Source organism: Neolewinella lacunae (genome assembly GCF_014349155.1).
GTDB lineage: Bacteria > Bacteroidota > Bacteroidia > Chitinophagales > Saprospiraceae > Neolewinella > Neolewinella lacunae.
Genome location: NZ_JACSIT010000075.1, coordinates 1 through 26,584, shown reverse-complemented (window position 1 = coordinate 26,584; position 26,584 = coordinate 1). Strand labels below are relative to the sequence as shown.

Genomic DNA, 26,584 nt, shown 5'->3' with positions numbered 1-26,584 from the left:
GCTACTCTCCCTACACAAGTTTTGGGGCAAAAATCATTAGAAATTAGGGTGATATTTGACTGTAGATCAATTTAAACCCTTCGAGTCGTTGCTTGAAAATCTTTAGCCCGCTAAGCAATGTGATCACGCCTGGGGGTCTCACGTTGATGTTTCTTGGTGTCCAGCCTCCTAGTCGGGCGATAATCCATACAGCCCAAGCAATACTATTGGTAGGGTTCTGGTTGGCCTGGCTAGCCGTACGTCCTTCCAGTTTAGGGAGCAATGCTTTTAGCAAGAGGAGTTCTACATTATCAAAGACGAGCCTGGCACTATCTGAAACGGTTAGTGTTCGACCTTGTCGCAACGCCAGCACCTTGATTGCCTCCCCGTAAACCAAGTAGATTAGTCGTTTGAGTGCCATTCCACTACTAAATTGACTTTTCTCCAGCTCGAACCCCTGACTTTTAGTGAGGCGAAAGAAGTCCTCTATCCACCAACGCTTGACGTACCACTCGACAGCTTGAAGTGCCTGCACCAAGTTTGTTACCTCATGAGTAGTGTACAGATACCAGTGGAGAGGTTCTTCCCCTTCGGCCCTTTCCCCCGCTTCTATCTCTTTGACTTCTATGGCCTGTATGGAAATTGTAGCTGGATGATCTTTTTTCAGCCGATGTAAACTAGAAGGACAAACAACTTCTACAGTTGACCACCTGATGGTCATCTGGGCGGTGCGGTCGCACCGTTTTTTATTGCCCTTGATTTCCAACTCGTACTCCCCTTGCCAGGGCTGGTCGTCCAGATAGGCATGAAGCAACTGTCCATTGGCTAATTTACGGTTTTGTGCACTTCTGATCAACAACTTAACCCGGCTATCAAAGGGGTGGGCGAAGAGCTCATACATATCGGCTTCCCGGTCAGCAATGGCTGTAAAGTTTTTCACCTTTGGCATCTTGGCCACACTATCCTCTATTGACTTGATCCAACGGTAAGAATGCTTTTCGGTGATGGGCTGCTTGGTATAACCCCTGTTTGCTTTCAGTTCCCGATCCTCTGGCAACTGGTAGATTGCTAAGTCGGTAATCCCAAACGGAATCCCCGTTGCCTCATCGAAGCCCAAGGTCGGATGCACGAACAGACCCAGCGAACGGTTATCCCCCAGAACGCCAATATCGGCATCATCCGCCGAAAACCGCCCTCGGTGTGCCTCGAAGTTGTACTGCGTGGTGTCTTGAACCAACACGACATGATCCAAGTCTTGCAAGTGACAAGGTGCTGAGAGTAACTCTCCCAAGTCTTCCAGCGTGACATTTTCATTGTTCATAAACCGTTCTGTGGCTACTTGCTCGGCCTTGTTCGAGCCGAAGCGGTTTACAACGCATGTCAGGCTCAGACGGATCAGCGAGCTGATCTTGTCAAATCTTTTTTTAAACGAATCTCCATGAGGTAAATATGCGATGTTTTAACGAATAAACTTGTGTAGGGAGAGTAGCTCCTGTGGAGAGGGACCGAGGGAGAGGTCAAAAAGAGCAGCCTAAAATCATTCTCAAACGAAACCACCTAGATACAGAACAACCCCCTACCCCTCCAAAAACACTGCCCCCGAAGCCTCCATAGCCCGCGCAAAAGCGCCCTCATCAACACCAGTAGCGGCGAATCCAAAATAATCAAAAAGGTTTTCCGTCGGCATATTGCCCGTTAGTTCATCGCGGGCCATGGGGCAGCCACCGAAGCCGCGGATGGCTCCGTCGAAGCGCCGGCAGCCGGCCTCGGCAGCTGCGGCGATCTTCTCCCGCCAGGTGTTGGGCGTGGTGTGCAGGTGGGCACCAATGTCCAGGTCCGGGTAGCGCGGGATGAGTTTGCTGAACAGGTAGGTGATGTTGGCCGGGGCGCTTACGCCGATGGTATCGGAGAGCTGGAAGATGCGGATGTCCAGCTCCGCCAGGCGGCTGAGCCATTGTTCAACGACTTCCACGTTCCAGGGGTCGCCGTAGGGGTTGCCGAAGCCCATGCTGAGGTAGAGGACCATTTCCTTATTCGCCGCCAGCGTCAGTTCCTGGATGCGCTTGACCCGCTCCAGGCTCTCCGTCAGCGTCGCGTTGGTGTTCCGCAGCTGGAAGGTCTCGCTGACGCTGAAGGGGTAGCCCAGGTAGGCAATTTCCGGGTGGCTGAGGGCCGACTCCGCGCCGCGCTCGTTGGCGACAATGGCCAGCAGCTTGGTGCGCGTCTCGCTCAGGTCCAGCCGCGCCAGTACCTCGGCCGTATCGCGCATCTGCGGAATGGCTTTGGGCGAGACGAAACTGCCAAAATCGAGGGTATCGAAACCGCAGGCCAGCAGGGTTTGCAGGTAGCTGGCCTTCAGTTCCGTGGGAATGAAGTCGTGGCGCCCTTGCATGGCATCGCGGGGGCATTCAATGATTTTGATGGTTTGGGCTGGCACGATCTTTGGTTGGGCAAGAAACAGGAAAACGTAAAATTACACTCCGGAGCGACAACACCGCCGCCGTCTCGGTAGTTTTGTGCCAAAGTCAACTGCTATGCTTAAAAACGCCACCGCCATCACCGTCGTCGGTTTCCTATTGATGTTTGTCGGTATCCTGACGCTGTTCCTCAACTTCGTTGGCGTTGACCTCATCTTCCTGGCCTGGCTCTACGAACTCAACACGGTGCTTTCTTTCCTGATCCGCCTGCTGATGGTCATCGTCGGTTTCGTCCTCATTTACGTGGGGCAGACGAACTGGGACGTGGAGGAGGTGTAGGGGCTTGCCTCCCACCGCTCGTTCAACGTTCCTGGCACCTGCGGCCGCGCCCTGGTCCCTGAGATTCGCACATTCGAACATGTTCGAATGTTGGTGCCACTCGTCCATCAGGGCGCGCACGCAGGTGCAGGGCAAGTTGCAGTCCGACCCAGCCGCCGTGCCCTGCCCTACCAGTAAAAAGTCCCCGATAACGATGGCAATATGGGCAACTGATTAACCCGCGTATTCGTCACGCGGTCTACGTAGAAGATGTTTTCCCGATTGTAGGAGTTCGTCACGCTGGCCGTTACCTCCAGGCGGCTGCTGGTGCCGAAGGAGAAGGTTTTTTGCAACGAGAGGTCGAGGCGGTGGAAGTCGCTCAGGCGGCCGCCATTGCGTTCGGGGCTCAACAGAATACCCAGGTCGCCGTTGCCCGTCAGGATGGCCGGCAGCACCGGCGCGGTATTGAAGTCGGGCTCCTCCACAAATCCAAGCGTCTGGGTAAAGGGGAATGCCGAGCCGAAATTGTAGCGGAAGCCAAACTCCCAGGCATTGTCGTTGCCAAATTTGTAGGTGCCGTAGGCATTGACGTTGTGGCGGCGGTCAAAGCTGGTGGGGTATTCCTGCTGCCCGTCGTCTCGGGTGACGAAGCCGAGGCTGTAGTTGCCCGCCACCAGGAAGCGGCCGTAGCGGTACTCCACGGAGATGTCGCCGCCGTAGGCCACCCCGTCGAGGGCGATGAAGTCGGGGTCGGAAGCCCGCAGTTTGTTGCGGTTCAGTTCGATGAGTTGGGTAAAGCCTTTGTAGTAGCCCTCCACGTTGAAGGTCAGGCGGTCGGTGGCGTCCAGCTCAAAGCCCGCAATGGCGTGCACGGCCTTCTGGAGTTTATCGTCGGTGGTCGTGCCGTCGGGGTTGAGCAGCGCGCTTTCCGGCCCGACGAGGAAGCCGGTGAAGAAGTTGACGATGTCGAGGTCGTTCTGGGTGGAGATCAGGTTCTGGCTGTAGAGGCCACCGGCGGCTTTGAGGCGCACGCGGTCGTTGACGTTGTACTTCAGGCCCAGGCGCGGCTCGATGCTGAGGGTATTGAGGCTGGCGTAGTACTGCGCGCGCAGGCCGGGTTCGAGGATGAGCCCGCCGATCTTGCGCTTGTATTTGGCGTAGCCGTTGAGTTCCGTCGTGAAGTCTTCCTGCTGGAAGGTGACGCCCAGGGGGTTGCGGAAGGTGAAATTGGTGTTCAGGCCATTGTAGTCGAAGCCGTAGGCCAACTCATCCTGGCCGCCGAAGTAGGTAAAGTTGAGTTGCACGGTGTAGTTGGCAATCTCACTGGTGCGGGGGGCGCCGTCGCGTTCCACCAGGCCGAGGTCGTAGGTGGAGGCGGAGATGACGCCGTCGATGACGACATTGCTGCTGGGCGGCACGAGGTTGAAGCTGGCGCCGCCGCCGTTGTTCGTCCAGTCGAGGGTCGCAACGCCGGGCACGGTAAAGTCGTCCGTGAAGTTGAAACCGAAGAGATTGAGCTTCGAGCCGTTGCCGCCCACCAGGCTCACCTTGCCGTAAATGTCCTGGTAGTTGTAGGGCAGGCCGATGTCGGATGCCCCGAGCGTAGCCGTGTCGCCGAGGTTGAAGAAGTTTTCCTGCACGGCGTACTCGTAAAGCGTTTTGCTGGTTTCGGGCAGGAGGCTGCGCTTGCCCGTCAGCAGGAAACTGATGCTGCTGCCCGTCTCGGGGTTCAAGGGTTTGATGGGGCCTTCCACCAGGACTTTGGCCTGGAAAGGACTGGCGGAAACCAGGCCGCCGAAGTTTTTCTTGTTCCCTTCGCGGGTTTTGATGTCGACGATGGCCGAGATCCGTCCGCCGTACTCCGCGTTAAAGCCTCCCGTGTACACATCGGCCGAGCGGATGGCTTCGGTTTCGAAGACGGAGAAAAGACCGATGGAGTGGAAGGGGTTGTAGATGGTCATCCCGTCCAGCAAGAGTTTGTTCTGCACCGGGCTACCGCCCCGGATGTAGAGCTGCCCGCCCTGGTCGCCTGAGCTGACGACCCCCGGCAAAACGGTGAGGTACTGGGCAATGTCGGGCTCGCCCCCCGTGGAAGGCAAGCTCAGGATTTCTTCGCTGCTGAAGGTTACTTTCGCTACGGCCACGTCCGAGCGGGCCTGTTCCCGCCGCGCACTTACGGCAACGGTCTGGAGCTGTACGCCGGCCGGCTTCAGCGTCAGGCGCTGGTACTCAATTTCGTTGGCCTGGGCCAGGTTGACGTTCATCACCAAACTATCGTAGCCGACGTAGGTGGCCACGAGCTGGTAATCGCCCGGGGCCAGATTGGCGATGCTGAAGAATCCGCCGATATCGGTGTTCGTTCCGCGGCTGAGGCCGTCCGCTCCTCTGAGCTGGACCGTCCCGAAGGCAATCGGTTCGCCGCTGGCCGCGTCGAAGACGTTGCCCCGGACGATGGCCGACTGGGCCAGCAGAGCCGTATAAAACAAGGAAAACAGAACAACAAGAGTAAAGTGGCGCATAGTAGGTGGGCTGAAGAGCCGCAAAAGTAGGCAACAAACTTCCACCCCACCCCAATAAGTCTGGTAACCTACCCGACCAAGCCGACTTCTACCGCATTCCCTCCCCCTCCCGGCAAACACCGGAAGGAGGAGGAAAGACTGACGGCTTCGCCATTAAAAAGAGACTAGTCCCTACCGTCCCTGAAAGGGACGCTTGTGTAGCGTCGGGTGGAGCCCGACGTTTTCGATAATTATTCCCACGCCAAGTGACAAAGCACCGAGTTTACTGCAACACCCCCGCGCCTTCGCGCAGCAGTTCCGGTTCGTTGCCGGTGCAGATGATGACGGTGCTGGGGACGCTGCCGCCGGGCCCACCGTCGATGACCGCATCCACCTGCTTGCCGAATTTGGCGTAGATGTCCTGGGGATCGGTGAAGTACTCGGTGATGTCGTCGTCGGATTTGAGGCTGGCCGTCAGGATGGGCCGGCCGAGACCGCGCACGAGGGCATCGACGATGTTGTTGTCGATGATGCGCACCCCGATGGTTTCCTTGCGGTTCTTGAGGATTTTCGGCGTCTTGTTGTTGGAGTTGAGGATGAAGGTGAAGGGGCCGGGCAGGTTGTGCTTCATAACCCGGAAAACGTCGTTGTTGATGGTCTTGGAGTACTCCGTGACCTGGCTGATGTCCTGGCAAATGAAGCTGAACATCGCCTTGCTGGGGTCGAGCCCCCGGAGGCGCGCTACGCGCTCTACGGCGTTTTTGTTGGTGATGTCACAGCCAATGCCGTAGACGGTGTCGGTGGGGTAGATGATGACGCCTCCTTCTTCGAGGATATCGAGCACCTGCTGGATGAGCCGGGGTTGGGGGTTGTCTGCATTAATGGTTATGAGCATAAGAAATACGTTTTTATAATTTAGGGCAATTGGGAGCGCGTGGGCCCAAAACCGGGCACCACAGGCCACCGCCAGCCGGGCTGGTACTGCGGCAAAATAAGCAGTTAGTTTAGTAGTTCATAGTTTAGTACGGCATAGTTCACTAGCCCAGGCTCTGGTGAAACTCTTTCTCCAGCGCCAGCCGCAAATGGGCTTGCAGGACCTCCCCCATCCGTTTGCATTTGCTAAAGCGGTGGGTGCCGTGGTGTTCATTGAGTTCTTCGCGCAGTTGGCGGGTTTTCTCCGGCGTGGAGATTTCGTCTTCGGAGATGATCTTCAGCAGATCGCGCACGCGGCGGTTGCCCACCTTGATACGGGTGCCGATCAGGGCCCGCTCTTCGAGTTGGTACTGCCGGACGGCCTTGGCGTCCATAAGCTCAATACCCAGAAAAACGATGGGGTTGTTTTCTTTGAAAAACTGCGGCAGGTAGAAGCTCTTGCGGCCTTCGTAACACTGCTGGTCAAAGTCAATGGCCCGAAAGCGGAACTGGCTGCCCTCAATGTCTGGCGTTATATCAATCACGTAGTTGTAGGCGCGCATATCACCGAGCAGGCGGACGAAGCAGCGCTCGTTGAATTTGACAAACTCTTTGGCCATCCGCACCTGGTTGAAGGGAATATCGTCAAGCTTGGTAGCGAAGAAATCGTCACCCGGAATGCCGGCAATGTGCTCCTCAATCAGGGTCGTACCGTCCACCAGGTAGCGGACTTTCTCCGGACTGAGCAGCTCCTCCAACTCCAGGCCATAAATGCGGTTGGCGTCCGATTTTTTTACGTAGAAATGGTCGTAGTTGTCGTTGAGCCGGTTGATGATCCGCACGCGGAACGGCCGGGTATTGCCAAACAGACAGTAGTCAATCCGCGCCACCTCCAGGTGTTCCAGGGCGCTGTAATCACCGCCCATGTTCAGCAGGGCATAAATCTGGCACAGGCCCTTCATGACAAAGTCCCGCTCGTACTCATCGTAGTATATCGTCTGCCACAGGGTCGGTTCTCCCGTGTAGTTGAGCAGGTCCACACTCTGCGAAAAGCGGTCAAGGTCTTCGTATTGCAGGGGCAATTTGACCTCAAGGCGGTGCTTGCGCAGGTACTCACGCAGCGGCGGCCGGACGGGGATGATCACTTTCTTTTCCATCGTGCCCGCAAGGTAGCTACTGGATGTTTAGGCAAAAGGGCCCCACACCAATGAACATTCCTCCATCAACCCCCAAAACCATAACCTACCGAACGATGAACTACTGAACGATGAACTACTGAACTACTGAACTACTGAACTATGAACTACTAAACTGAACTACCTTCCCCCCATGCTACCCAACGCTTACCTCCACTCCTGGGCCACCGAACGCGGCCACCGCATCGCTGATTTCACCGCTGGCCGGACGAGCTGGATCGTCGGCCTGGCCCCGGAACTGGCCGTAGGGCTGGCGGGCGACGAAGTGCTCCACCTCCTCCGGGAGCGCCTCGGCCCCACCACGCTGGCCGCCTGCCTCGACCCTGCCCTCCCCTACCCTTCGCCCGTCGCCGGGCAGCCCAACGGCAACTGGCTCAGGTCTTGCGCCACCGTGGGCGTCAACGTCCGCACCATCGGCAATTTCTGGAACGTCGTGAAGTATGCCCTCACTCTGCCAGCGCACCTGCCCGGCGTCCACCTGCTCCCCATCTGGGAACCCGGCGTAGTGGGCAGCCTCTACGGCATGGCCAGCTGGCAGCTCAACCCCGAGTTCTACAGCGAAGAAATGGCCCGCCTCTTCCCGTCCCTCACCAATACCAAAAAACAACTCACCGCCACCATCAGCATCCTCCACGCCCTCGGCAAGGTGGTGGGCATGGACGTCATCCCCCACACCGACCGCTACAGCGAGATCGTCCTGGCCAACCCCGATCTCTTCGAATGGATCCACCGCCGCGACCTGACCATCATCAGCCACCGCGACTGGCTCCACGAGGAAGTACAGGGTGCCATCACCGACTGGCTCGGACAGCGCGGCCCGGCCCTCTCCGCCTACGGCATGGTCGGTGGCCTCTGGCAACTTGCCGAAGCCGACCGCCTGAAGCTGCTCTTTGGTCACCCCGACGATTTCTGGGGCCGCCAACAACGCCGCATCAACCTCGTCGATTGGCTCTACCACCGCGGCCTCGAACCCGCCCCGGCCACCATGGCCCCACCCTACCGCGGCCTGGAGGTGGACCCCGATCCCGAAGCCATGACCATCGACGACGCCGGCCGCATCTGGCGCGATTACCGCATCACCCGCCCCACCACCATGAGCCGGGCCTTCGGCCCCCTGACCCGCTACAAACTCTACGGCCGCAAAGACGACAACGCCAACTGGGAAATCGACTTCACCCAACCCCGTACCTGGGTCTGGGATTACCTCACCCGCCACTACGCCGAACAGCAGGCCCAATACGGCTTCGACTTCATGCGTGGCGACATGAGCCACGTACAAATGCGCCCCACGGGCGTCCCCGAGACCGCCGATGCCTGGTACGACCCCCTGCGGGCCGTCAAGCGCAAAATCCAGGAACAAGCCCCCCATTTCGCCTACTTCGCTGAGAGCTTTCTGGCCGAACCCGGCTTCATGGCCTACGGCGACGAAGTGGCCCACCTCGAACGCAGCGAGGCCGAGGTGACGCTGGGCAACCTCCAGTCTACCGTCCCGGGCGGGGCGGAGTTTTGGGAGATGACCGACCACTACCTCCGCATCGCCGGCAGCCGCAGCGTTACGCCGGCCTGGACGGTCATCACCGGCGATAAAGACGACCCCCGCTTCGACCTTTTTCACCACCACGGCGAACGCGCGCGCTTCTTCACCGGCCTCTTCCTCGGCTGGCTGCCGCTCTACTACAGCCTCGGTTTTGAGCAGCGCGACCGCCACTTCACGCGGGCCCGCAACGAGGTCTACTCCAAGCTCTACGTCTTTCAGGAGAAGCGCGGTGATAAAGCCGTTAGCGGCCCATTTGAGTGGGGAGACAACCTCGATCTCTTCCTGGACCTCAGCGATCTGCACCGCTTCGCCGCCGCCACCTTGCCCGATCTGGGCCCAAGTGCGGTTTGGGGCGCGGCCGCAGGTGCCACGGAAGTCGCAACGAGCAAGGTGCTGGCCTGGCAACGTCCCTCCGCCAGCGGCCAGGGCACTTACCTCTTCGTCGTCAGTTTCGACCCCGCGCCGCTGCCCACGTTTTCCCTGCCCCTGCCCTCCCCTGCCGCCAACCTGAAACTCCTTTTCGCCACCGATGGTACCGCCCCCGGCCCGGTAGAAGCCTCAGCAAACCAGCTCGCTGTGGAAGCTTTGGAAGGGGGGAGGTGTTATTTTTTGGGGTAGCGCTGGATCCCTCCCGCCCGGAAAATCCCGGATGAGGGTGTCCCCACCCGAACCACGGCCATTCGGGTGGGGACACCCTCAACCGAGCATTCATCTGTACCGAAAACCCTTATAAACATTGAAGAATATATGTTTGGCTAAATTATGTTTCGTTAGCCCTCCCCGTCCGAATAATCCCGGATGAGGGTGTCCCCACCCGGAACCTGGACATTCGGGTGGGGACACCCTCATCCGAGCACCCATCTTTACTGAAGACCCTTATAGACATTGAAGAATATATGTTTGGCTAAATTATGTTTCGTTAGCCCTCCCCGTCCGAATAATCCCGGATGAGGGTGTCCCCACCCGAAACCTGGCCATTCGGGTGGGGACACCCTCAACCGAGCATCCATCTATACCGAAGACCCTTATAACCATCGAAGAAAATATACATGAAGCTACGTTGTGGTGCGTTGGTCCTACCCCTCCCGAAAAATCCCGGATGAGGGTGTTCCCACCCGAACCACGGCCATTCGGGTGGGGACACCCTCAACCGAGCATTCATCTGTACTGAAGACCCTTATCAACATCGAAGAAAATATACATGAAGCTACGTTGTGGTGCGTTGGTCCTCCCTCTCCCTCCCCGGGACCGGCTCAGTCAAGAAAAACCCATTCCCCGCTCAAAGCGTTATCTTTGCCGCATGACTTTCCGTCCGTTCATCCAAAAGCTGGCTCCGGTCCTCACGGCTTACCTGTTGTTGGTAAGCGTGGGACTGCCTTTGCAGCGCGTCTACTGCGCGTGCATGGGCCTGGAATGGCTCAGCCTAACGACGAACACGGAGCACGAGTGTCATCACCCCGCCCGGGCCGTTGCCCACGAGCACGCGACCAAGACCTGCTGCCACGCCCCGCAAGAGGACACCGTCCAACCCCAGATGGAGCGCCGTCATGGCTGCGGCGACAGCGAAGTGTTGCTGGTACAACTGCAAACAGATTTCTCCGCCGAGCAGCACCAGTGGGAACTGACCTCCCCCAAGGCCGTTCAGTTCCTGCCAGCGGCGCCAGTTGCTGTGGTCAGTTGGGCCAGCCCGGTAGCGCGGTTGCGGGCCTTGCCCATTCGCGGGCCCACTGCGCCGCCCCTGCCGGCCGGCCGAAGCCTGCTGGAAGCCCACCAAAGCTGGTTGATTTAGCGGATACCTTGCCCCTGACCCTTCGCCTGATGCGGAGGGGATTACCGCAACGTATTCTTCTATGCTAAATCTGAAAAGACCATGTTTTCTCTTTCCTTGCTGTTCAACGAACGGCCATTGCACCTGCGTTCAGCGCCCAGGTTGAACCAGCACTTGCTGCTATTTTTCCTTTTCCTGGCCCTCCCCTGCGGCTTGCTGGCCCAGGTGAACGGCACTGTTTTTGATGCCGACGGCTACCCGCTTTCCGGGGCGACCGTGCAGTGGGTCGGCGGCGGCGGCACCACCGTGGATGCCGAGGGCGGCTTCGTGCTGCCCGCCGAAGCTGGCCGCGACCGCTTCACCATCAGCTACCTCGGTTTTGCGGACCGCGAATTCCGGGTAGACACCCTCCAACTGCCCTTGCAAGTCGTCCTGGAAGAAGCCGGTACTGATCTGGGTGAGATCCAGGTGACGGCCCGCGACAACGGCCGCGCCGCCTCCCTGCTGAGCACCCACAACATCGAGTCGGTCAGCTCCAAAGAACTGCGCAAAGCGCCCTGCTGCAGCCTGGCGGAGAGCTTTGAAAACAGTCCGGTGGTCGACCTCACCTACGGCGATCCGCTCACCGGCCGCCGGGAGATCCAGGTGCTCGGCCTGCGCGGCAACTACACCCAACTGACGCTCGAAAAGCGGCCGATGCTCGACGGCCTGGCCAGTCCTTTCGCCCTCGACCTCATTCCCGGTCCGTGGGTCAGCGGCATCCAGATCGGCAAGGGCAGCGGCTCGCTGGAAAGCGGGGCGCAGGGCATGACCGGCGAGATCAATACCGAACTGGTCAAGCCCACGGCGGGGCCCGGGCTCTACCTCAACGTCTTCGCGGGCAGCCAGGGCCGCAGCGAAGCCAACGTACTGGCCAACCGGCAGGTGGGGAAATCCCTCTGGGCCGGTGCGGCCCTGCACGGCAGCTTCACGGAAAACGCCCATGATTTTGACTCCGATGGCTTTAAAGACATGCCCGACCGCCGCACGGCCGTCGGGCTGTTCCGCCTCTTCCGCGTGGGCGAAGGCAACTGGGAAGGACAATGGAACGTCCTCGGCGCCCGCGAGCGCCGCAGCGGGGGGCAGCAGCGGGTACACGACCACGGCCAGCCCAACCTGAACCCCTACACCATCGAGCAAGACAACCAACGGCTCGAAGTATGGGGCAAAACGGGCTACTTCGGCTTTCAAAAACCCCACCAATCCATCGGCGTCATCTACAGCGGCAGCTACCACAAGCTGAACAACCTCTACGGCCGGAAAATCCACCAGGGCGAGCAGCGCTCCGTTTACCTCAATGCCCTGTACCATACGCAGATGGGCAACGACCAACACCAGCTTTCCCTCGGCGGCACGGCGCGGATGGACGATTTTGCGGAGACCTTTGCGGGCCGCGATTTCAGCCGCAACGAAAACACCCTGGGGGCCTACGGCGAATATACCTTCCGCTGGGAAGAAAGCCGGGAAGGGGCCGACTTCCGGGCCTTCACCGCCGTCCTGGGCCTGCGGGCCGACCGCCATAACCTGGGCGGGATGCAGTACAGCCCCCGTGCCAACCTCAAGTACCAACCCAACGAGCACAGTGCCCTGCGGCTATCTGCGGGTCGGGGCTGGCGCTCCCCCAACCTGCTGGTGGATAACCTCAATTGGCTGCCTAGTAGTCGGGAAATTGTGGTCGGCGACCCCGAAGTGCCACCCACGGCCAACCCCGGTTTCCTAGGGCTGGAAACGGCCTGGAACTTTGGCTTCAACTTTACGCAAGACTTCCACCTGGCGGGCCGCGAAGGACAGCTCGTTTTCGATGCCTTCCGCACCGTGTTCCAGCAACAGATCATCGTCGATGCGGAACAGGATTTCACGACCCTGCGCCTCTACCAGCTCGAAGGCCCCAGCCGGGCCAACAGCCTGATGCTGAGTACGACCTACGAAATCCTGCCCCTGATCGACGTGAAGCTGGCCTACAAGTACACCGACGTGCAGCAGACCTACGCCCTACAGGGCCTGCGGGAACTGCCTTTGACGGCCCGGCAGCGGGTGTTGGCCACCGTCGGCTACGATGGCCCCCGCTTCAAGGCCCACCTCAACTACCAGCTGGTGGGTGAGCAGCGCCTGATTGACTTCGACGGACTGCCCTCCAGCGTTTTTCTCGACCACCCGCAACGCGCCCCCGCCTTTGGCCTCCTGGCTGCGCAGCTGACCTACGTGGCGAACGCCAAGACGGAGTTTTACGTCGGGGGCGAAAACCTCACCAACCGGCAGCAGCGCAACGCCATCATCGGCGCCTACGAGCCTTTCGACGGCGAGTACTTCGACGCCACGCAGGTGTACCAACCGCTTTTCGGGACCATGCTCTTCGCTGGCGTCCGCTGGACTTTGAGTGAGTGAGTGAGTGAGTGAGTGAGTGAGTGAGTGAGTGAATGCGTGAATGAGCGAATGAGCGAATGAGCTACCGCACTGGACACAAGCTTTATTCCTGCCCTTAGGCGATCAGGCATTAGCTTGTGGCACTGCTTTTCAGTGGCCTCGCAAAAGTAGCATTGCGGCCTCAGGCGGTCACACATTAGCTAAGCTGCTGCCTACGGCGGTCACGCATTCACTCAATTACCCTTGCGATCAAGTTAAACAAATCACAAGCCACCGGCAAAACTCCTTAAAAACCAGCGTTTTGCCTTATTTTTGAACCACTTTAATACCTTTTATCATGCGTATCCTTGTTTTCTTCGTTGCCCTGTTTGCCTTCGCGGCCATGGCAGCCCCCCCGAAAAAAGTCACGATCCAGACGAACGCCGTTTGTGGAATGTGCAAAACCGCCATCGAAAAAAGCCTCAACGCCCTGGAGGGTGTCGAGATGGCTGAGTTGGACCTGGTCACCAAAAAAGTAAAGGTCAAGTACGACGCCGACGTGGTGAACGTAGAGACGCTGCGCCAGGCCATCGCCGCCACCGGCTACGATGCGGATGATGTTGCGGCCCGTCCGAAAGCGCGCGAGAAGCTTGCGGCTTGCTGTAAGGGGACGGAGTGTAAGATGCCCGAGTAATGAAGGGTTGACCGCCGTAGGCAGCAGCGTAGCTAATCATTGAATCATTGAATCATTGAATAAGCTACCGCAGGGGATAGGCGAGGCAATTGGCTTCGCCTGGCTCTTGCGGTAGCTTTTTTTTTGGTGCTGCCTTGCGGCGCGCTATTTTGAATTGGGCGCGGGCGCAGGTGCATGGGGAGGGATAAGGGCGATGCCTAATTAGGCTGCCGCAGGAGGTGCTAGGCGTGGGAATGTAGACACACTTAATTGAACTATCCCTATCCCGAACAGAGCTCCGCAACCTGTCACGCGCGGTAGCTCCTTTAATCCTTTCCCCCTTTACTCCTTTGGTCATTACCCGCCAATCATTTCATTAAAGGCGGCCAGTGCCATCGCCTCGTAGCTGGGGAATTTTTTCGGGACTAAGTGCTCATCTTTCCCCGATTCTATTCGGAGCGCAAGTTGTTCCTCCCAGGCGTCGAGTAATTGATCGACCGTCTCCGTCATGTTCTGCGGGGGTGACTCCTGCCCCTTCGATAATTCGGCAAAATAATCCCGGTACAAGCGCAGTGCCGTCGCGGCATCCGCATGCGGCACGCCGCTTTCGAGGGCGGTGGTGTACAGTTGTCGGATGAATTCGGCCAGCGGAATACCTTTCGGGGATAAGGGTTTCGGGGCCGCTTTTACCTTCGTTGAGCCCGCCGTTTCTGCAAGTTCCGCAGCCACGAGCTTGGTATAGAGTTGCTCATCTTTTGCGTACTGGCGGACGGCCCGTTGGTACGATTGGTCGTTTTTCTTCAGTACCAAGGTGTGGGCAGGGCGGGTACGCACGGTGCTTAAATCTACGTCAAGCATTTCCTGCTTCAGGTAGGACTCCAGCGCACTGCGTTCGGATTGGATAGCTTGGTAACGGAAAAATTCTTGGTTTGGATCCACTAAGAATTCCATCACCGCCCGGTATTTCCCGCTGGGTTGTTTCATCCGCCGGGGCAGTGGACGGGCGAAATCGGGGTAAGGTTGGGGTCTTTCCGCCAGGCGAGCCCGCAGTTGTTCAAGCACCTTTGTGGCCAGTTGCTGGAATAAGTTATGGCCAGCTTTTTCTTTGAGAAGCGCCTTGGCGAGCGGAGCGTGCAGGTAGTCAGGATCATCCAATTCTTGCAGCAGAAAGGCGGCGATGGTAGCCACCCAGGCGGCGGTTGGCTTTACCTTTCGGTCAATCTTTAGCAGTTCCCATAAGACTTTATAGCTAACTTTCCCATTGGGATGGGCGGTTTTCAGATAGCTCGGGATTTGGTCGAGCTGGACCAACCCCAGCCTTCGGGGTTCCTTTCCTTCAGCCGTCCCCAGGTGGCGAATGGCGCGTAGGAGGGTCAGTAGCTTGGTTTCTTCGCTGCTGCTGTTCCAACGGTTTTTCTCAGTGATGACGCCTCTTAATATCCTCCCGGTGCGGTCTCCCCCAAACGTTTCCACCATGCTGGGCCATTCATGTGGTGGAATTTCGCTGAATAACTGGGTCAGCGGCCCTTCCCATTGCTCGATCAAATCAGGGGTGGCACTACCGATTTGCACCAGCACCATCATACTCTGGGTGATCCTTTCTACTCGGGTGATGGTGGTACGGCCATTCGCCAAGCTGGCGTGGGCGCTTTGCAGGAGGTATTCCACTTTGCGGAGCAGTTCTTCATCCTGCGTAGCCACAGACAGTTGCTGGCTGTAAGTATAGAGCCAATCCACCAGGCCTTCCAAGGGAAGTTTCGCTAATAGTTGCGCCGTTGCCGCTGGATGCCAAAGGACAACACCTGCGTACCGATAAACGTAGTCAGCCGTCATTCCCCAGTTCCCTTGGTAGCCTTCCGTTGACCACTCAATGGGCTCCTCCTTTTTATACGTTGGGCCGGTGATGATCTCGCCTTCAGCAATCCCCAAGTATCCCAGCCCTGGGCCGTCTTCGGGCAACCAATTGCTCATTCCCAAACTAGCATCCAGGGAATACCCCAGTTCTACCTCCGAGAACTTTTTAGGTTCCCGCCCACTGCCCCACGAGCGCCAATTGCCGTATCCCTCACCGAACTCATCGGCGTTGTCCCACTCCGCCGAAATCGTTTCTTCGATCAATCCCACGCGAATTTCCATCCCCGTCAGGGCCGCCGCCCGCCGCAGCGCCTTAATGCGTACGCGGTCATTGCCCTTCAGCTGTGCCGTACTAAAATTGGTGTCGGTATACTGGTGGTCCAGAGCCAGAATCAGTGGCTCAGCATTTACCTTGCCCTCGCCCAGGGTAACGGCAATTTCGCGGGCGGCGGCCTCGATGTCTAATTTTTCTGGTGCTTGACCGGCGTGCACCAAGTTGTACACCAACACCACGCGGTGGCCCGCCGTGACGGGCTTAATCTCGTGCTTACGGTCGGCCAAGAAAGCAACGGCCGGAAAATCTTCGGCTGCGTTGGCGGAAAATTCCACCGCAACACGCTTCCCTTCTCCCGGGTCGATCAGGATGGTGCCCCCCTCGTGTTCACAGGGAAGGCCAATGAGCAAAGTACCGAACATCCCCGGCAACTTCTCGGAGTCTTGGTGCTCAGCGAAGAACCCGCCGGGTTCATAAATCAAAAGTTTATACGGCACCGCCTCAATTCCCCCGGGAAGGGCCATCTCGTCAGCGGCCTTCCGCAAAAATGAGGCCAGCTTTTTGCGCCACGCCGCGTTGTTCAATTTCAGTTCCGCAGCATCAATTTCGCGGGTGTTGCGCACCGTTTGGTCCACGATGGTTTCCCTACCCTTTCCGAAGGGTGCAACTTCAGCGCGGGCCAGTAAGGCTTCAATCTGGATTTTATTCAGCGGAAAGGCCAAATCGCCCATTCCCCGGATGCCTAAGCTAAAGTTTTTTCGCCCCAATTTTCCCGTGTAAATGGGCGCGCCGCCCCGCAGCTCGCTTAGTTGTTTGATCAGTACTTCAGTGTTCATACGTCTTTATTTGCGCGCTGCCCAGACTTGGCGAAGGGTGTTTTCCACCAGCTGGTAGCCGCCCCGCAAGGTAGTAGTGTTCGTCCATTTCCGTAGCCATCCAGACGGTTTTTTGCGCGGACGCAGGTGCCAGGGAAAGACCAAAAGCGGGGGAAGACGAGTAGTGGTTGAGTGGTTGAGCCGTTGTACGGTGAAGGGTTAGCCGGGCAGGCACCTCGTTATGGGCTTCCCCACTCATCCGTGTAGCCACCTTATCACTACGGTGCTCATGTAAAACAACTTTACATGAGACCGCTATCATGTAAAGAAAAGCGGATTTTTTTGCCGTGACCCGAACTGGGTGTGCGCTACTTCCACGGTAGGAGGGCGAGAGCACGTCTTTTCGCACTACCTCCCCAGCAAGATGACAGGTGTTCCTTGCTGAAGCCACCCGCCTTTGCGGAGAAGGAATTCGGGCTGAGAATTGTAAAAAGTCACTGCACTCAGGCGCAAGTGCAGTGACTTTTTACAGGAATACGGCCACTACAAAAGATGGCCGTAGTTCAGAAATCCCAGTTCCCAGGCCCACTTTTTTGACAAAACGACTGCTTTTCGAATCGAAAAGCAGTCGTTTTGTCAAAAAAAACCTACCTTTGTGTACACGCATAGCAAATGAACATCTCTTCCACCATCCAGCAACTGTTTGAGCGTGGCAACGGCATCGTTGGCGTAAAGACCTTATTGGAAAACGGCATCAGCTATTATCGCATCAACGCGCTCTTGGCTGATGCGGTCATCGTTCGGCTGAAAAGGGGGGTGTATAAATGGGCGGCCAAAGAGACGGACGAACTGGCGGAAGTAGCCCGGATTGTCCCAGACGGGGTGTTTTGCCTGCTGTCGGCCGCTTTTTACCACGGACTAACGACTACAGTACCCGCCGGACACCACGTGGCGATTCCCGATGACCGCAAAGTCGTCCTCCCCGATTATCCGCCCATACAGCTCTATTTCTGGAACGAAACGCCTTATTCGCTAGGGGTAGCCACCGCTGAAGTCGAGGGGGGCAGCATCCAGATCTATGACCTCGAAAAGACAGTATGCGACGCCATTCGCCACCGCAATAAAATCGGCTTTGAGGTTTTGAAGGAAATCCTCAATAACTACTTGGACCGAGAAGACCGGAATTTGAACCGCCTACACTCCTATTCCAAACAACTGAATATTTTCAACAAGGTGGATGACTTCGTAAAAATCTTGCTATGAAAAACCTGATCCTCTCTATTCAGGCGCGGCTAAGAGCCATCGCAGAACGAGAAAAGACCGCTTACCAACTTATCTTGGTCCGCTATTTTACGGAGCGCTTGATGTATAGATTGTCTACCTCAGAATACAAAAACCAATTTTGCTTGAAAGGTGGGGCGCTGTTGTACGCGCACGAACAAGAGTCGAGTCGCCCAACAATGGATTTGGACTTATTGGGCCTGCGCATCTCCAACGACCAGGAACAAATGCAGGCTGTTTTTCAAGTTATTTCCCAAATCGATTGCCCTGAGGATGGGGTACTGTTTCTACATGATTCCATTGGGGCCAGCGAAATCAAAAAGGAGGGCAGATACTCCGGCGTCCGCATCAAAATTGATGGACGACTGGGCAATATTCGTCAAATGTCACAAATAGACATCGGTTTTGGGGACATCATCACTCCAGCCCCCGTAGAAATGGTTTACCCGACCCTTTTGCCAATGGCAGAGCCAAAAATCTTGGCGTACTCGCTAGAAACGGTAATTGCTGAAAAATTTGAAGCGATGATCAGTCTGGCGGCCCAAAATTCGCGTATGAAGGACTTCTATGACGTTTATCGCTTGTTGGAAAATTCCAAAATTGACGACGCCGTTTTGACAACCGCCATTCAAAATACGTTCACGCAACGAGAAACGCCTATCGGACCAGACCACGTTGTATTTTCAGCTGAATTTGCCACTAATGGGAAGCGCCAGCAAGAATGGGCTGCTTTTTTGAAGAAGATGGGTCGGTTTACTGAAATGGATCCCCTTGCGTTTGACGTCGTAATGCTGGTGATCCGGAACCGCCTCGGGCCAATTTACGCTAAATTGTGAGTGGCCGATCCTGGGCCATGAGGAGCTTAGAATAAACTACCAACGAAGCATCACCCCACCCACCACCGATACCCCACACCATGCACCGTCTGGATCTCCACACCGGGCACGCCGGCGAGTTTTTTGCGCAGGCGACTGATGAACACGTCCAGGCTGCGGCCAACGAGGATGCCCTCGGTGCCCCAGACGGCTTCCTGGATGTCGGTGCGGGGAAGGACTTCGTTGGGGCGCTCGGCCAGGTAGGCGAAGAGTTTGTTTTCGCGGTAGGTGAGGGCGTGTTGTTCGGTGGCGCAGTGCAGGGTTTGGGCCAGGGGGTCGTAGATAAGGTCGGGGGCCAGGGTGCGCTGGGTGCCGGGTGCGGCGTCGGTCTCGGTCTCAGCGGGCGCTAGTTGGGGACCATCCGTTTTCTTCCACCGCGCCACCAGTGTTCCGCCGAGGAGGAGCAGAACCCAGCCTCCGCCCAGGAGAAGGAGTAAGTTGCCATTGTTTTGTCCCAAAGCCGCCGTGCGGTGGTAAGCGATGGCCAGGTGGGCGCAGCGTTCGTCCTGTTCACGTCCGTAGCAGGCTACGCCGTCGAGGGGGAGGATGGGCACCGGTTCAGTGAGGAACACGCTGGGCAGGAGGCTGCCGAGAAAGACTTCGCCGGTGTTGCAATCTTCCAGCGTCAGGCTGTAGGGTTGCTGGATGTTGTAGTAGCGCATCGACTGCGGGGCCAGGTCGAGCAGCTGGGTGTAGTCGAGTTCCTGGCCGAAGGGGAGGAGGTAGCGGCCGTCCGCCATCTTTTCTACGGGGGGGATGACGCTGTCGCAGTCGCCGTTGGCCGTGAGGTAGTCGTGGGCAATTTGCCGGAGGGCCAGGGCATAGCGCGGGTCTTCCGTTGCGGAGTCGGGGCGCAAGACACTGCTGGTGCCCAGCCCGATCAGCAGCAGCCCAATTGCCCACAGCGTCCGGTAGATCCATTGATTCATCACGGCGAAGATAGGTTAGCGTCAGGGCATGTAGGGGACTTTTACCCGCCGTTTACAAGCTTTTACAAATGATGCGCGGCCCTGGGTAGCGGCTGCCCCTACCTTGCTCATCATTCAAAAACAGTACCATGATCTACGGATTTTTCCTTTACTTTTTTCTCCACCTCTTCCCCGCCAGCCCGGCACTTGCGCCCGTTGCGGATACCCCGGCGCCCCTTTACCTCAGTACCGATCAGGGCCAGCACTGGCGGACCTTCACCGAGGGCCTTCCCGCCGCAGTCAGCATCACCGGCATCCTGAGCCAGCAGAACCGGGTGTACCTGGCCACCAACGCCCACGGCTTTTTCACCCTCGCGGGCAACCAGAGCGAGTGGGTCAGCTCCAACGCCGGTTTACCCGCCAAGGCCAACTTCACTACCATCGCAGGAGAGGGCCAACACCTGGTACTGGGCACCTACAACAACGGCGTGTATTTTTCCCAGGACGGCGGCAAGCACTGGCGTACGTCCATCTTCAACATCCCCGGCAACTCGATCGTCGGTAACCCCGTCAACTCCCTGACCTACCACGGCGGCTACATTTACGCGGGGACGGAAAACGGCATTTACCGTTCGTGGGACAGCGGCATGAGCTGGCAAAAAATCCACGACCAATTCTTCGTCTACCACCTCCTCAGTGTGGAAGACCGCCTCTACGCCGCCAGCAGAGATGGTCTGCTGGCCAGCGACGACGGTGGCGACAACTGGCGGATCGTCTATTCCGATAAATTCGTGTACCGTCTTTACTCGGCCGAAGGAAACCTTTACGCGGCGGTGGCGGGACATGGTGTCCTGCGTTCCGACGACGGCGGAAAGACCTGGTTGCCCCCCGTGGCGGTCCTATGCAACGTGCGGAGCGGCAGCTTGCCCGATGCCCTGTGGAAGGGCTACGTTCCCGCTTTGCCTTCGGAGTTGCCCGCGCGCTTCCTGGCAGAGAGCCCCCTGGGTTGGCTGGCGGCTGGGGTGATGAATGTGGGGTGTTGAGGGGATCCCACCCCAGCTAGGTCATGAAGGGGAGGGGGATGCTCAGAGCTTTTTCAGGCGCGAGTGGTACCCCTCCCTCGGTCCGTGCGCTACGCGGCTGGCTACGCCGGTCCCATGTGGGAGGGATGACCGCTCTGGTCGTTTTTCGTTCTAGGAAAGTTCTTTTTGGCGGTAAAGATTACTCGATTGGTATCCTACCTAAACAACTGAAAATCAACCCTCTTGGCTCCCCTCCCCTGTGGGGAGGGGTTGGGGGAGGGGTATTGGTGAGAGGGGGACAACTCTAGTCTTTTTCTGTTTTGGGGAAGTTTTTCAGGCGCGAGTAGTACCCCTCCCTCGGTCCCTCCCCATGTGGGAGGGATGACCGCTCTGGTCGTTTTTCGTTTTTCAGGGAGAGTTCTTCAGTAGCTGATGACTTGGCCAGGATGACATCTATCGCTAAATTAACGGAAAGTCACCAGCGAAAACCGCTCTTGACAATCCCACCTAAACAACTGAAAATCAACCCTCTTGGCTCCCCTCCCCTGTGGGGAGGGGTTGGGGGAGGGGTATTGGTGAGAGGGGGACAACTCTGGTCTTTTTCGGTTTTTTTGGGAAGTTTTTCAGGCGCGAGTCATACCCCTCCCTCGGTCCCTCCCCATGTGGGAGGGATGACCACTCTGGTCGTTTTTCGTTCTAGGAAAGTTCTTTTTGGCGGTAAAGATTACTCGATTGGTATCCTCCCTAAACAACTGAAAATCAACCCTCTTGGCTCCCCTCCCTCTCGGGGAGGGGTTGGGGGTGGGGACTTGTTTTCGGTTGGGGGAAGGGCCCACCCATCCCCTCCCCTGCTCCCTTAGACCTTGCATGGCACCTGCGACCGCGCCCGCTTGAACCTTGATTTTGCGAGTGTGAACTGCCCCATTTTACTTATGGAGACGCAGGAGTGAAAGCACTTCGCCCCCGCAATTTTTCGTCTTTCCCGCATTCCTCCGTATACTCGCGGCGCAATCAAATGAAAGTCGAGATGTCCAGAAAAATCAGAATGGGAATGGTTGGTGGCGGCCGCGGTGCCTTCATTGGCGGGGTACACCGCATTGCGGCGGCCATTGATCAGCAAATTGAGCTGGTCTGCGGCGCGTTCAGTTCTGACCCGGAAAAAAGCCGGCTGAGCGGCGAAGATTTGTACCTTCCCGCCGGGCGCGTTTACGGCAGCTACGAGGAAATGATCCTGCGGGAAAAGGAGCTTCCCCTGGGGGAGCGCATGGATTTCGTGTCCATCGTCACGCCCAACCACGTGCACTTTGGTCCCGCCAAAATGGCCCTGGAAAACGGTTTTCACGTCGTCTGCGATAAGCCGGTTACCTTCAGCGTAGACGAGGCCCGGATTTTGGTAAAACTGGTGGAGGAGACGGGGTTGATTTTTGCCCTTACGCACAACTATACCGGCTATCCGATGGTGAAGCAGGCCCGGGATATGGTCCGGGATGGTAAAATCGGCAAGGTGCGCAAAATCGTCGTGGAATACCCCCAGGGCTGGCTGGCCACCCGCAAAGAAGACACCGACAACAAGCAAGCCGCCTGGCGGACCGACCCCGACCGCTCGGGCATGGGCGGCGCGCTCGGCGACATCGGCACTCACGCCGAAAACCTGGCCGAATACATTTCTGGCCTGAAAATCACGGAAGTTTGTGCCGACGTCACCACCTTCGTAGAAGGCCGCCGGCTGGATGACGATGCCAACATTCTGCTCCGCTTGGAAGGAGGAGCCAAGGGCGTCCTCCACTGCTCCCAAATTGCCGTGGGCATCGAAAATGGCCTCAACATCCGCGTATGGGGCGAAACCGGCGGATTGGAGTGGCACCAAATGGAACCCAACACGCTGATCGTCACGCAGCTGGAGGGTCCGGCGATCCATTACCGCACGGGTGTCGGCAGCGACCTTTCGCCCGCCTCGATGGCGGCTTTCCGCATCCCCGCCGGGCATCCCGAGGGTTACCTGGAAGCCTTTGCCAACATCTACAAAAACTTCGCCGCCTGCGTCCAGGCCCGCCTGGCTGGCACCGAACCCGACCCGCTGCACACCGACTTCCCCACGGTGTACGATGGGCTGCGGGGGATGATTTTTGTTGAGAAGGTCATTGAAAACAGCTTGGGGACGGAGAAGTGGACGGCGATGTAAAAAAGGGGTAGGGCTCTTCAGCGCGTGCTTTTCCAGTACGCCCACCATAGATAGCCTTCCACCAATGCCAGATTGCCCAGCCAGCCCAGCCAGGCCACCAAGCGATAAGTATCCATCGGCGGCGGAGCAAATAGGAATACAATGCCCCATTTCCAAAGCCTTAACGACACGGCCGATAGCGTAAGGGCAAAGCTGCGCAGCATGAAGGCCCGGTGTTCCGTCCAATTCCTTTGCCGCGCCAATGCGAAGGCCCGCCAGGTAAATACGAACCACAGGATGGCTTGCAGACAAAAACTCAACTGGGCACTCCAGCCCCCGTTGGCATGTACGCCCATCACCAGCCCCCCAGGAGCGGCCACCAACAAGACCAAAGCAACGTAGGCTTTACCTAGCCAGCGGTGCCCCACGGCCCAACGCCTTCGCAAAGCAGGAATGAACTGCAGCCCGCCCAGCAATAAGACAAAAATGCTGGTGTACACGTGTCCAAAAAAGGCCCAGCGGTAATAAGGCAGCGCAATTTCCGCCTGCTTTAAGCGGAGGAAAGCCACCGCAAAATTAACCGGCACATATTGCCAGGTAATCAGCACCATCAAATAGGTAAAATAAGCAAACAGCAGGAGCAACAATCCGCCGGAAAGGGTACGCAGCATAGCTTGTGCATGGGACAGGGTAGGAAATACGGGATTCATCGCCGTCCTTCAGAAACACCCAACAACAACCGCCTACCCCCGGCCAAAGGAGTCGTAGTATTCGGCGGCATTCTTTTCGTAGCTGAGTAGCAGTTTGATGTTCTGCTTTTCGATGTCGGTAAAGTCGGCGCGGATGTCGGTGTGCACGGGAATATACCAGGGCTGGGCATCGAAAAAGACGCGCAAGGGGCGGTGCTTGAAGGAATACCCGTGGCGGGCGTAGATCGTGTTCCGGATGATGGTGAGGTCTCCCTTTTTCAGGTTTTCGACTTCGGCCTTGGTCAGCAGGCGGCTGGAGGCGTTGATCTCGTAAATGGCGGGAGTGGCCGAGGCGTATTCCTCCTGCATCCATTCGTAGAACTCGCCGTCGCCAAAATCCTCGGCTTTTTTAGTATTCACCTTTTTCGTCCAGTCCACGAAAGTTTTCGCGGGCTCCAGTTGTTGGTCGGGGTTATAGGCGAAGGTCTTTTTTTCGAGTTGGTACTGCCGCTTTTTGACATTGATGTTGCCGTAAGCTTCCCAGGTGCCTTGCAGCCGGCCGTCTTCGATGAAGAAAGTAAAGATGCCGTCGTACTTGTCATCGCCGGGTTCCCGAAGCATAAACGTTTGTGGATCGGCCATGCGGTCGCGGAACATGTGGCCGCTGAAAGGGCGGTCGTTACCCGCTACCACACTATGGCCGAATACGGAGTCTCCGACAATTTTATCGATGGAGATGTTGATCTTGTTTTCCCGGTTCCAGACGTAGCCTTCGTCCACGTACAAGGTCTTCTCGTCATAGTCGTGCTCGTCCGCGGAACCTTTACGGAAGTAGCCCACCCAGGAGCCGAGGAATTCGGCGTTTTCGTCGTCGACGGCCACCGGGGCAGGGTCCGTGCTGCGGGCAGCGGCCGTATCCGTTCCCGGCTCCACGATTACGCTGGCGTCTGAGTTTTTGGTGGGGTTGCCGCAGGCGGTCAGGACAACGGCCAGCAGCAGGAAGGAAAGGAGTGTTTTCATGGGGTGAAAGTAGGGAAATTAGGCCCACCCTTGTTGATGACACTGTCTTTAAATTTCTGCGGGTCGGTGCTCCGGTTATTTCACCTCCACTTCCAACAACTGGCTCGTATCCACGCCCGGAATGTCGACACTACTCACAAAAAGTTAGCAGAAAACCAAGAAACACACAATATTGCACATAAAAAATCGCGTTTTCTATGCCTTTTGCCAGGAAATGCATAAAAAATTTGCATTTCCTATAGGTTTCGGCTGGTCTGGGGGCTTTCAGTTGCAAAAAGGGGCTATAAATGCAACTCAGCGAAACTTCAGTTGCAAAACTGCAACTTAGAGCGTGTCTAAAATTTTTAAGAACTGATAATCAATGACTTATGGTTCTGGCTAGACAAAAAATTGCGCGCATAGTGGACTACGTAAGCCATTTTTTGTGACGCCAGGTTCATAAGTGCTTGGTTATCAGGAAGTAAAAATTTAGACACGCTCTTACCTGGGCTTGAGTCGCAAAAAGAAGGTGAAATCGCGACTGAACGCCGTTCAGTTGCAAAAAGGGCCTGAAAATGCAACTCAGTGGAGAGAGAGAGTTGCAAAAAGGGGGTGAAATTGCAACTAGTGAAGGGGGCAATGGTGCTTGCTTCGACGCACAGCGTCTCAACCAGCCATTGGTGTGAGCGACTTTGTGAGACAAAACCCTCACATTTTCTGCGACTTACTCGCCCCCTACCCTCCTCCCAACAACCCCTTCACCCGCAACGGAAAATCCGTGATCAGGATACCCAAATACTGAGACTTTGCGAAGGCCCGGTAGAAATCTTCTGCTAGTAGCTCGGCATCGGCGCGGCGGAGCTCGCTTACGTCGGTGGTCAGTACAAAGCGATTGCGATGGAGTTGTTTGATGATGCGTTGCGGGGTGCGGCTGTTGATGTAGGCTACGCGGCGGCCAGAAGGCAAATCCAGGGCTTGCAAGAAACGGAAATCGACCGCGTCTTTCACCAGCGCCGATACCCAGGCAGTGGGCAATAAAGCGTAGGCCTTCTGGGTCGTTTCCAGGGAAAAGGTCAGGAGCAGGCAGCGCTCCGTCAGCCCATGTTCGCGGATGAGTTCCGTCGTTTCGCGCCAGCAGTCGCCCTTTACGTCGACCATTAAAAAGACGTTTTCATATTCCGCCAGCCAGTCCAGGACGGCGCGGAAGGTGGGGATTTTTTCTGCCGTCACTTCCCCGCTGCCGGATTTGAGGTGGAGCTGGCGGAGGTCATTCGTGTGGACTAAGTGGATGCTGTCCGTCCCAGTAGTCGTGCGGCTAAGTGTGGCATCGTGCAGGACGAAGAGTTCCCCGTCGGCGTCTTTGCGCACGTCGAGTTCAATCATTACCCGCTGGGGGTGGAAAGACGTGGCCAAGGCGGTAAAGCGGGAGAGGCTGTTTTCGGGCAGTTCCCCTGCGCTACCTCCGCGGTGGCCGCAAATGAGCAAGGGAGCATTCTTTTGCTTGTTGAAATATTCATTCAGGGTGGCCTGTGCCGCCAGCGTTTCCGCTGCTAAAAATAAGAGCAGTAACGTGGTGCAACGCAGCCAATGGAATTTCATGTAAAGTGGTATTCAATGGTCCGCTACGGTTTGAGGCAACACTTTAGCAAAGTATGCATATAAAGAGGGCAAGCCCTATCTTGTTGGTTCCTTACACCGTACAGATATGACTTGCCCAACGAAGATCGAAATCCTCGTCGCCTCAATTTTGCAAAAACTTCCTGGTATTTCCGCATGGCGCTACCGCTTTTTGCTCCATCTTTTCGTTTTGTGGCCCTCAATGATTGGCCGACGGAACTTTGTCAACCTAGGTCGTCAAGGCGAATATTCTGAGTTCACTTACCGTAAGCACTTTGGTAAACGCATGGATTGGCTGGGCTTCAACAGAGAGTTGAGCGAGCCGTTTTTAGGCCCCAACCGTATCATTGCTCTCGACCCCTCATACCTGAGTAAGAGTGGCAAGCATACTGCTGGAGTCGGTTATTTT

Annotated in this window: 19 protein-coding genes and 1 pseudogene; 10 read left to right on the top strand and 10 right to left on the bottom strand. The window is 57.0% G+C overall.

The genetic code is table 11. The features are described from left to right. Positions 1-43: 43 nt before the first annotated feature. Both H9S92_RS06140 and H9S92_RS06135 read right to left on the bottom strand, forming a co-directional pair. Positions 44-1,300, bottom strand: a complete 1,257-nt coding sequence (locus H9S92_RS06140; protein ID WP_187465081.1) for an IS4 family transposase — start codon at positions 1,298-1,300, stop codon at positions 44-46. 255 nt (positions 1,301-1,555) lie between these two features. Next, a complete protein-coding gene (locus H9S92_RS06135) occupies positions 1,556-2,371 on the bottom strand; it encodes a beta/alpha barrel domain-containing protein (RefSeq protein WP_187465835.1) in 816 nt (271 codons plus the stop codon). Between the two features lie 142 nt (positions 2,372-2,513). Here H9S92_RS06135 and H9S92_RS06130 point away from each other — a divergent pair, with 142 nt between their 5' ends. After that, positions 2,514-2,735, top strand: coding sequence for a hypothetical protein (locus tag H9S92_RS06130; RefSeq protein WP_187465833.1), 222 nt, complete (start codon positions 2,514-2,516; stop codon positions 2,733-2,735). A gap of 167 nt (positions 2,736-2,902) precedes the next feature. Here H9S92_RS06130 and H9S92_RS06125 read toward each other — a convergent pair whose 3' ends face one another. The 3 genes from H9S92_RS06125 to H9S92_RS06115 all read right to left on the bottom strand — a co-directional run bounded on the left by H9S92_RS06125 (position 2,903) and on the right by H9S92_RS06115 (position 7,281). Then, complete coding sequence (locus H9S92_RS06125) at positions 2,903-5,233, bottom strand: TonB-dependent receptor (protein WP_187465832.1); 2,331 nt, start codon at positions 5,231-5,233, stop codon at positions 2,903-2,905. A 262-nt stretch (positions 5,234-5,495) separates the two neighbouring features. Then, complete coding sequence (locus tag H9S92_RS06120; protein WP_187465831.1) at positions 5,496-6,107, bottom strand: L-threonylcarbamoyladenylate synthase; 612 nt, start codon at positions 6,105-6,107, stop codon at positions 5,496-5,498. Between the two features lie 142 nt (positions 6,108-6,249). Then, the gene (locus H9S92_RS06115) at positions 6,250-7,281 is read right to left on the bottom strand and encodes a hypothetical protein (protein WP_187465830.1); all 1,032 of its coding nucleotides are present in this window, start codon (positions 7,279-7,281) and stop codon (positions 6,250-6,252) included. A gap of 172 nt (positions 7,282-7,453) precedes the next feature. Here H9S92_RS06115 and H9S92_RS06110 point away from each other — a divergent pair, with 172 nt between their 5' ends. The 4 genes from H9S92_RS06110 (at position 7,454) to H9S92_RS06095 (ending at position 13,701) form a co-directional block, all read left to right on the top strand. After that, positions 7,454-9,475 carry a hypothetical protein gene (locus H9S92_RS06110; protein WP_187465829.1) on the top strand — a complete coding sequence of 674 codons (2,022 nt, stop codon included), beginning with the start codon at positions 7,454-7,456 and terminating at the stop codon, positions 9,473-9,475. A gap of 682 nt (positions 9,476-10,157) precedes the next feature. After that, positions 10,158-10,646, top strand: coding sequence for a hypothetical protein (locus tag H9S92_RS06105; RefSeq protein WP_187465828.1), 489 nt, complete (start codon positions 10,158-10,160; stop codon positions 10,644-10,646). 81 nt (positions 10,647-10,727) lie between these two features. Beyond that, positions 10,728-13,049 (top strand): TonB-dependent receptor, encoded by a 2,322-nt coding sequence (locus tag H9S92_RS06100; RefSeq protein WP_187465827.1) that lies wholly within the window; start codon positions 10,728-10,730, stop codon positions 13,047-13,049. Between the two features lie 316 nt (positions 13,050-13,365). Beyond that, positions 13,366-13,701 (top strand): heavy-metal-associated domain-containing protein, encoded by a 336-nt coding sequence (locus H9S92_RS06095; protein WP_187465826.1) that lies wholly within the window; start codon positions 13,366-13,368, stop codon positions 13,699-13,701. 336 nt (positions 13,702-14,037) lie between these two features. Here H9S92_RS06095 and H9S92_RS06090 read toward each other — a convergent pair whose 3' ends face one another. After that, complete coding sequence (locus tag H9S92_RS06090; RefSeq protein WP_187465825.1) at positions 14,038-16,644, bottom strand: 2OG-Fe(II) oxygenase; 2,607 nt, start codon at positions 16,642-16,644, stop codon at positions 14,038-14,040. Positions 16,645-17,295: 651 nt separating this feature from the next. Between H9S92_RS06090 and H9S92_RS06085 the strand changes: the two genes are divergently transcribed. Both H9S92_RS06085 and H9S92_RS06080 read left to right on the top strand, forming a co-directional pair. After that, the gene (locus H9S92_RS06085) at positions 17,296-17,886 is read left to right on the top strand and encodes a type IV toxin-antitoxin system AbiEi family antitoxin domain-containing protein (protein WP_187465824.1); all 591 of its coding nucleotides are present in this window, start codon (positions 17,296-17,298) and stop codon (positions 17,884-17,886) included. Beyond that, complete coding sequence (locus tag H9S92_RS06080) at positions 17,883-18,740, top strand: nucleotidyl transferase AbiEii/AbiGii toxin family protein (RefSeq protein WP_187465823.1); 858 nt, start codon at positions 17,883-17,885, stop codon at positions 18,738-18,740. The genes H9S92_RS06085 and H9S92_RS06080 overlap by 4 nt, the downstream gene beginning before the upstream one ends. Before the next feature lie 50 nt (positions 18,741-18,790). Here H9S92_RS06080 and H9S92_RS06075 read toward each other — a convergent pair whose 3' ends face one another. Continuing rightward, on the bottom strand, positions 18,791-19,708 hold the full coding sequence (locus tag H9S92_RS06075) for a winged helix-turn-helix domain-containing protein (protein WP_187465822.1): 918 nt from the start codon (positions 19,706-19,708) through the stop codon (positions 18,791-18,793). Positions 19,709-19,836: 128 nt separating this feature from the next. On the opposite strand from H9S92_RS06075, the gene H9S92_RS06070 reads away from it, so the two are divergent. Further along, entirely contained in the window at positions 19,837-20,730 is an 894-nt protein-coding gene (locus H9S92_RS06070) for a sialidase family protein (protein WP_187465821.1), read from the top strand. Positions 20,731-21,736: 1,006 nt separating this feature from the next. Further along, positions 21,737-22,891 carry a Gfo/Idh/MocA family protein gene (locus H9S92_RS06065; RefSeq protein ID WP_187465820.1) on the top strand — a complete coding sequence of 385 codons (1,155 nt, stop codon included), beginning with the start codon at positions 21,737-21,739 and terminating at the stop codon, positions 22,889-22,891. Between the two features lie 17 nt (positions 22,892-22,908). Here H9S92_RS06065 and H9S92_RS06060 read toward each other — a convergent pair whose 3' ends face one another. The 3 genes from H9S92_RS06060 to H9S92_RS06050 all read right to left on the bottom strand — a co-directional run bounded on the left by H9S92_RS06060 (position 22,909) and on the right by H9S92_RS06050 (position 26,157). After that, complete coding sequence (locus H9S92_RS06060) at positions 22,909-23,541, bottom strand: DUF2306 domain-containing protein (protein WP_246463691.1); 633 nt, start codon at positions 23,539-23,541, stop codon at positions 22,909-22,911. A 72-nt stretch (positions 23,542-23,613) separates the two neighbouring features. Further along, positions 23,614-24,579, bottom strand: coding sequence for a YARHG domain-containing protein (locus H9S92_RS06055; RefSeq protein WP_187465819.1), 966 nt, complete (start codon positions 24,577-24,579; stop codon positions 23,614-23,616). A 714-nt stretch (positions 24,580-25,293) separates the two neighbouring features. Further along, positions 25,294-26,157: a glycerophosphodiester phosphodiesterase family protein gene (locus H9S92_RS06050; RefSeq protein WP_187465818.1), complete on the bottom strand. Its 864-nt coding sequence runs from the start codon at positions 26,155-26,157 to the stop codon at positions 25,294-25,296. A gap of 106 nt (positions 26,158-26,263) precedes the next feature. Here H9S92_RS06050 and H9S92_RS06045 point away from each other — a divergent pair. Then, positions 26,264-26,584: pseudogene (locus tag H9S92_RS06045) on the top strand (transposase); the annotation flags it as partial.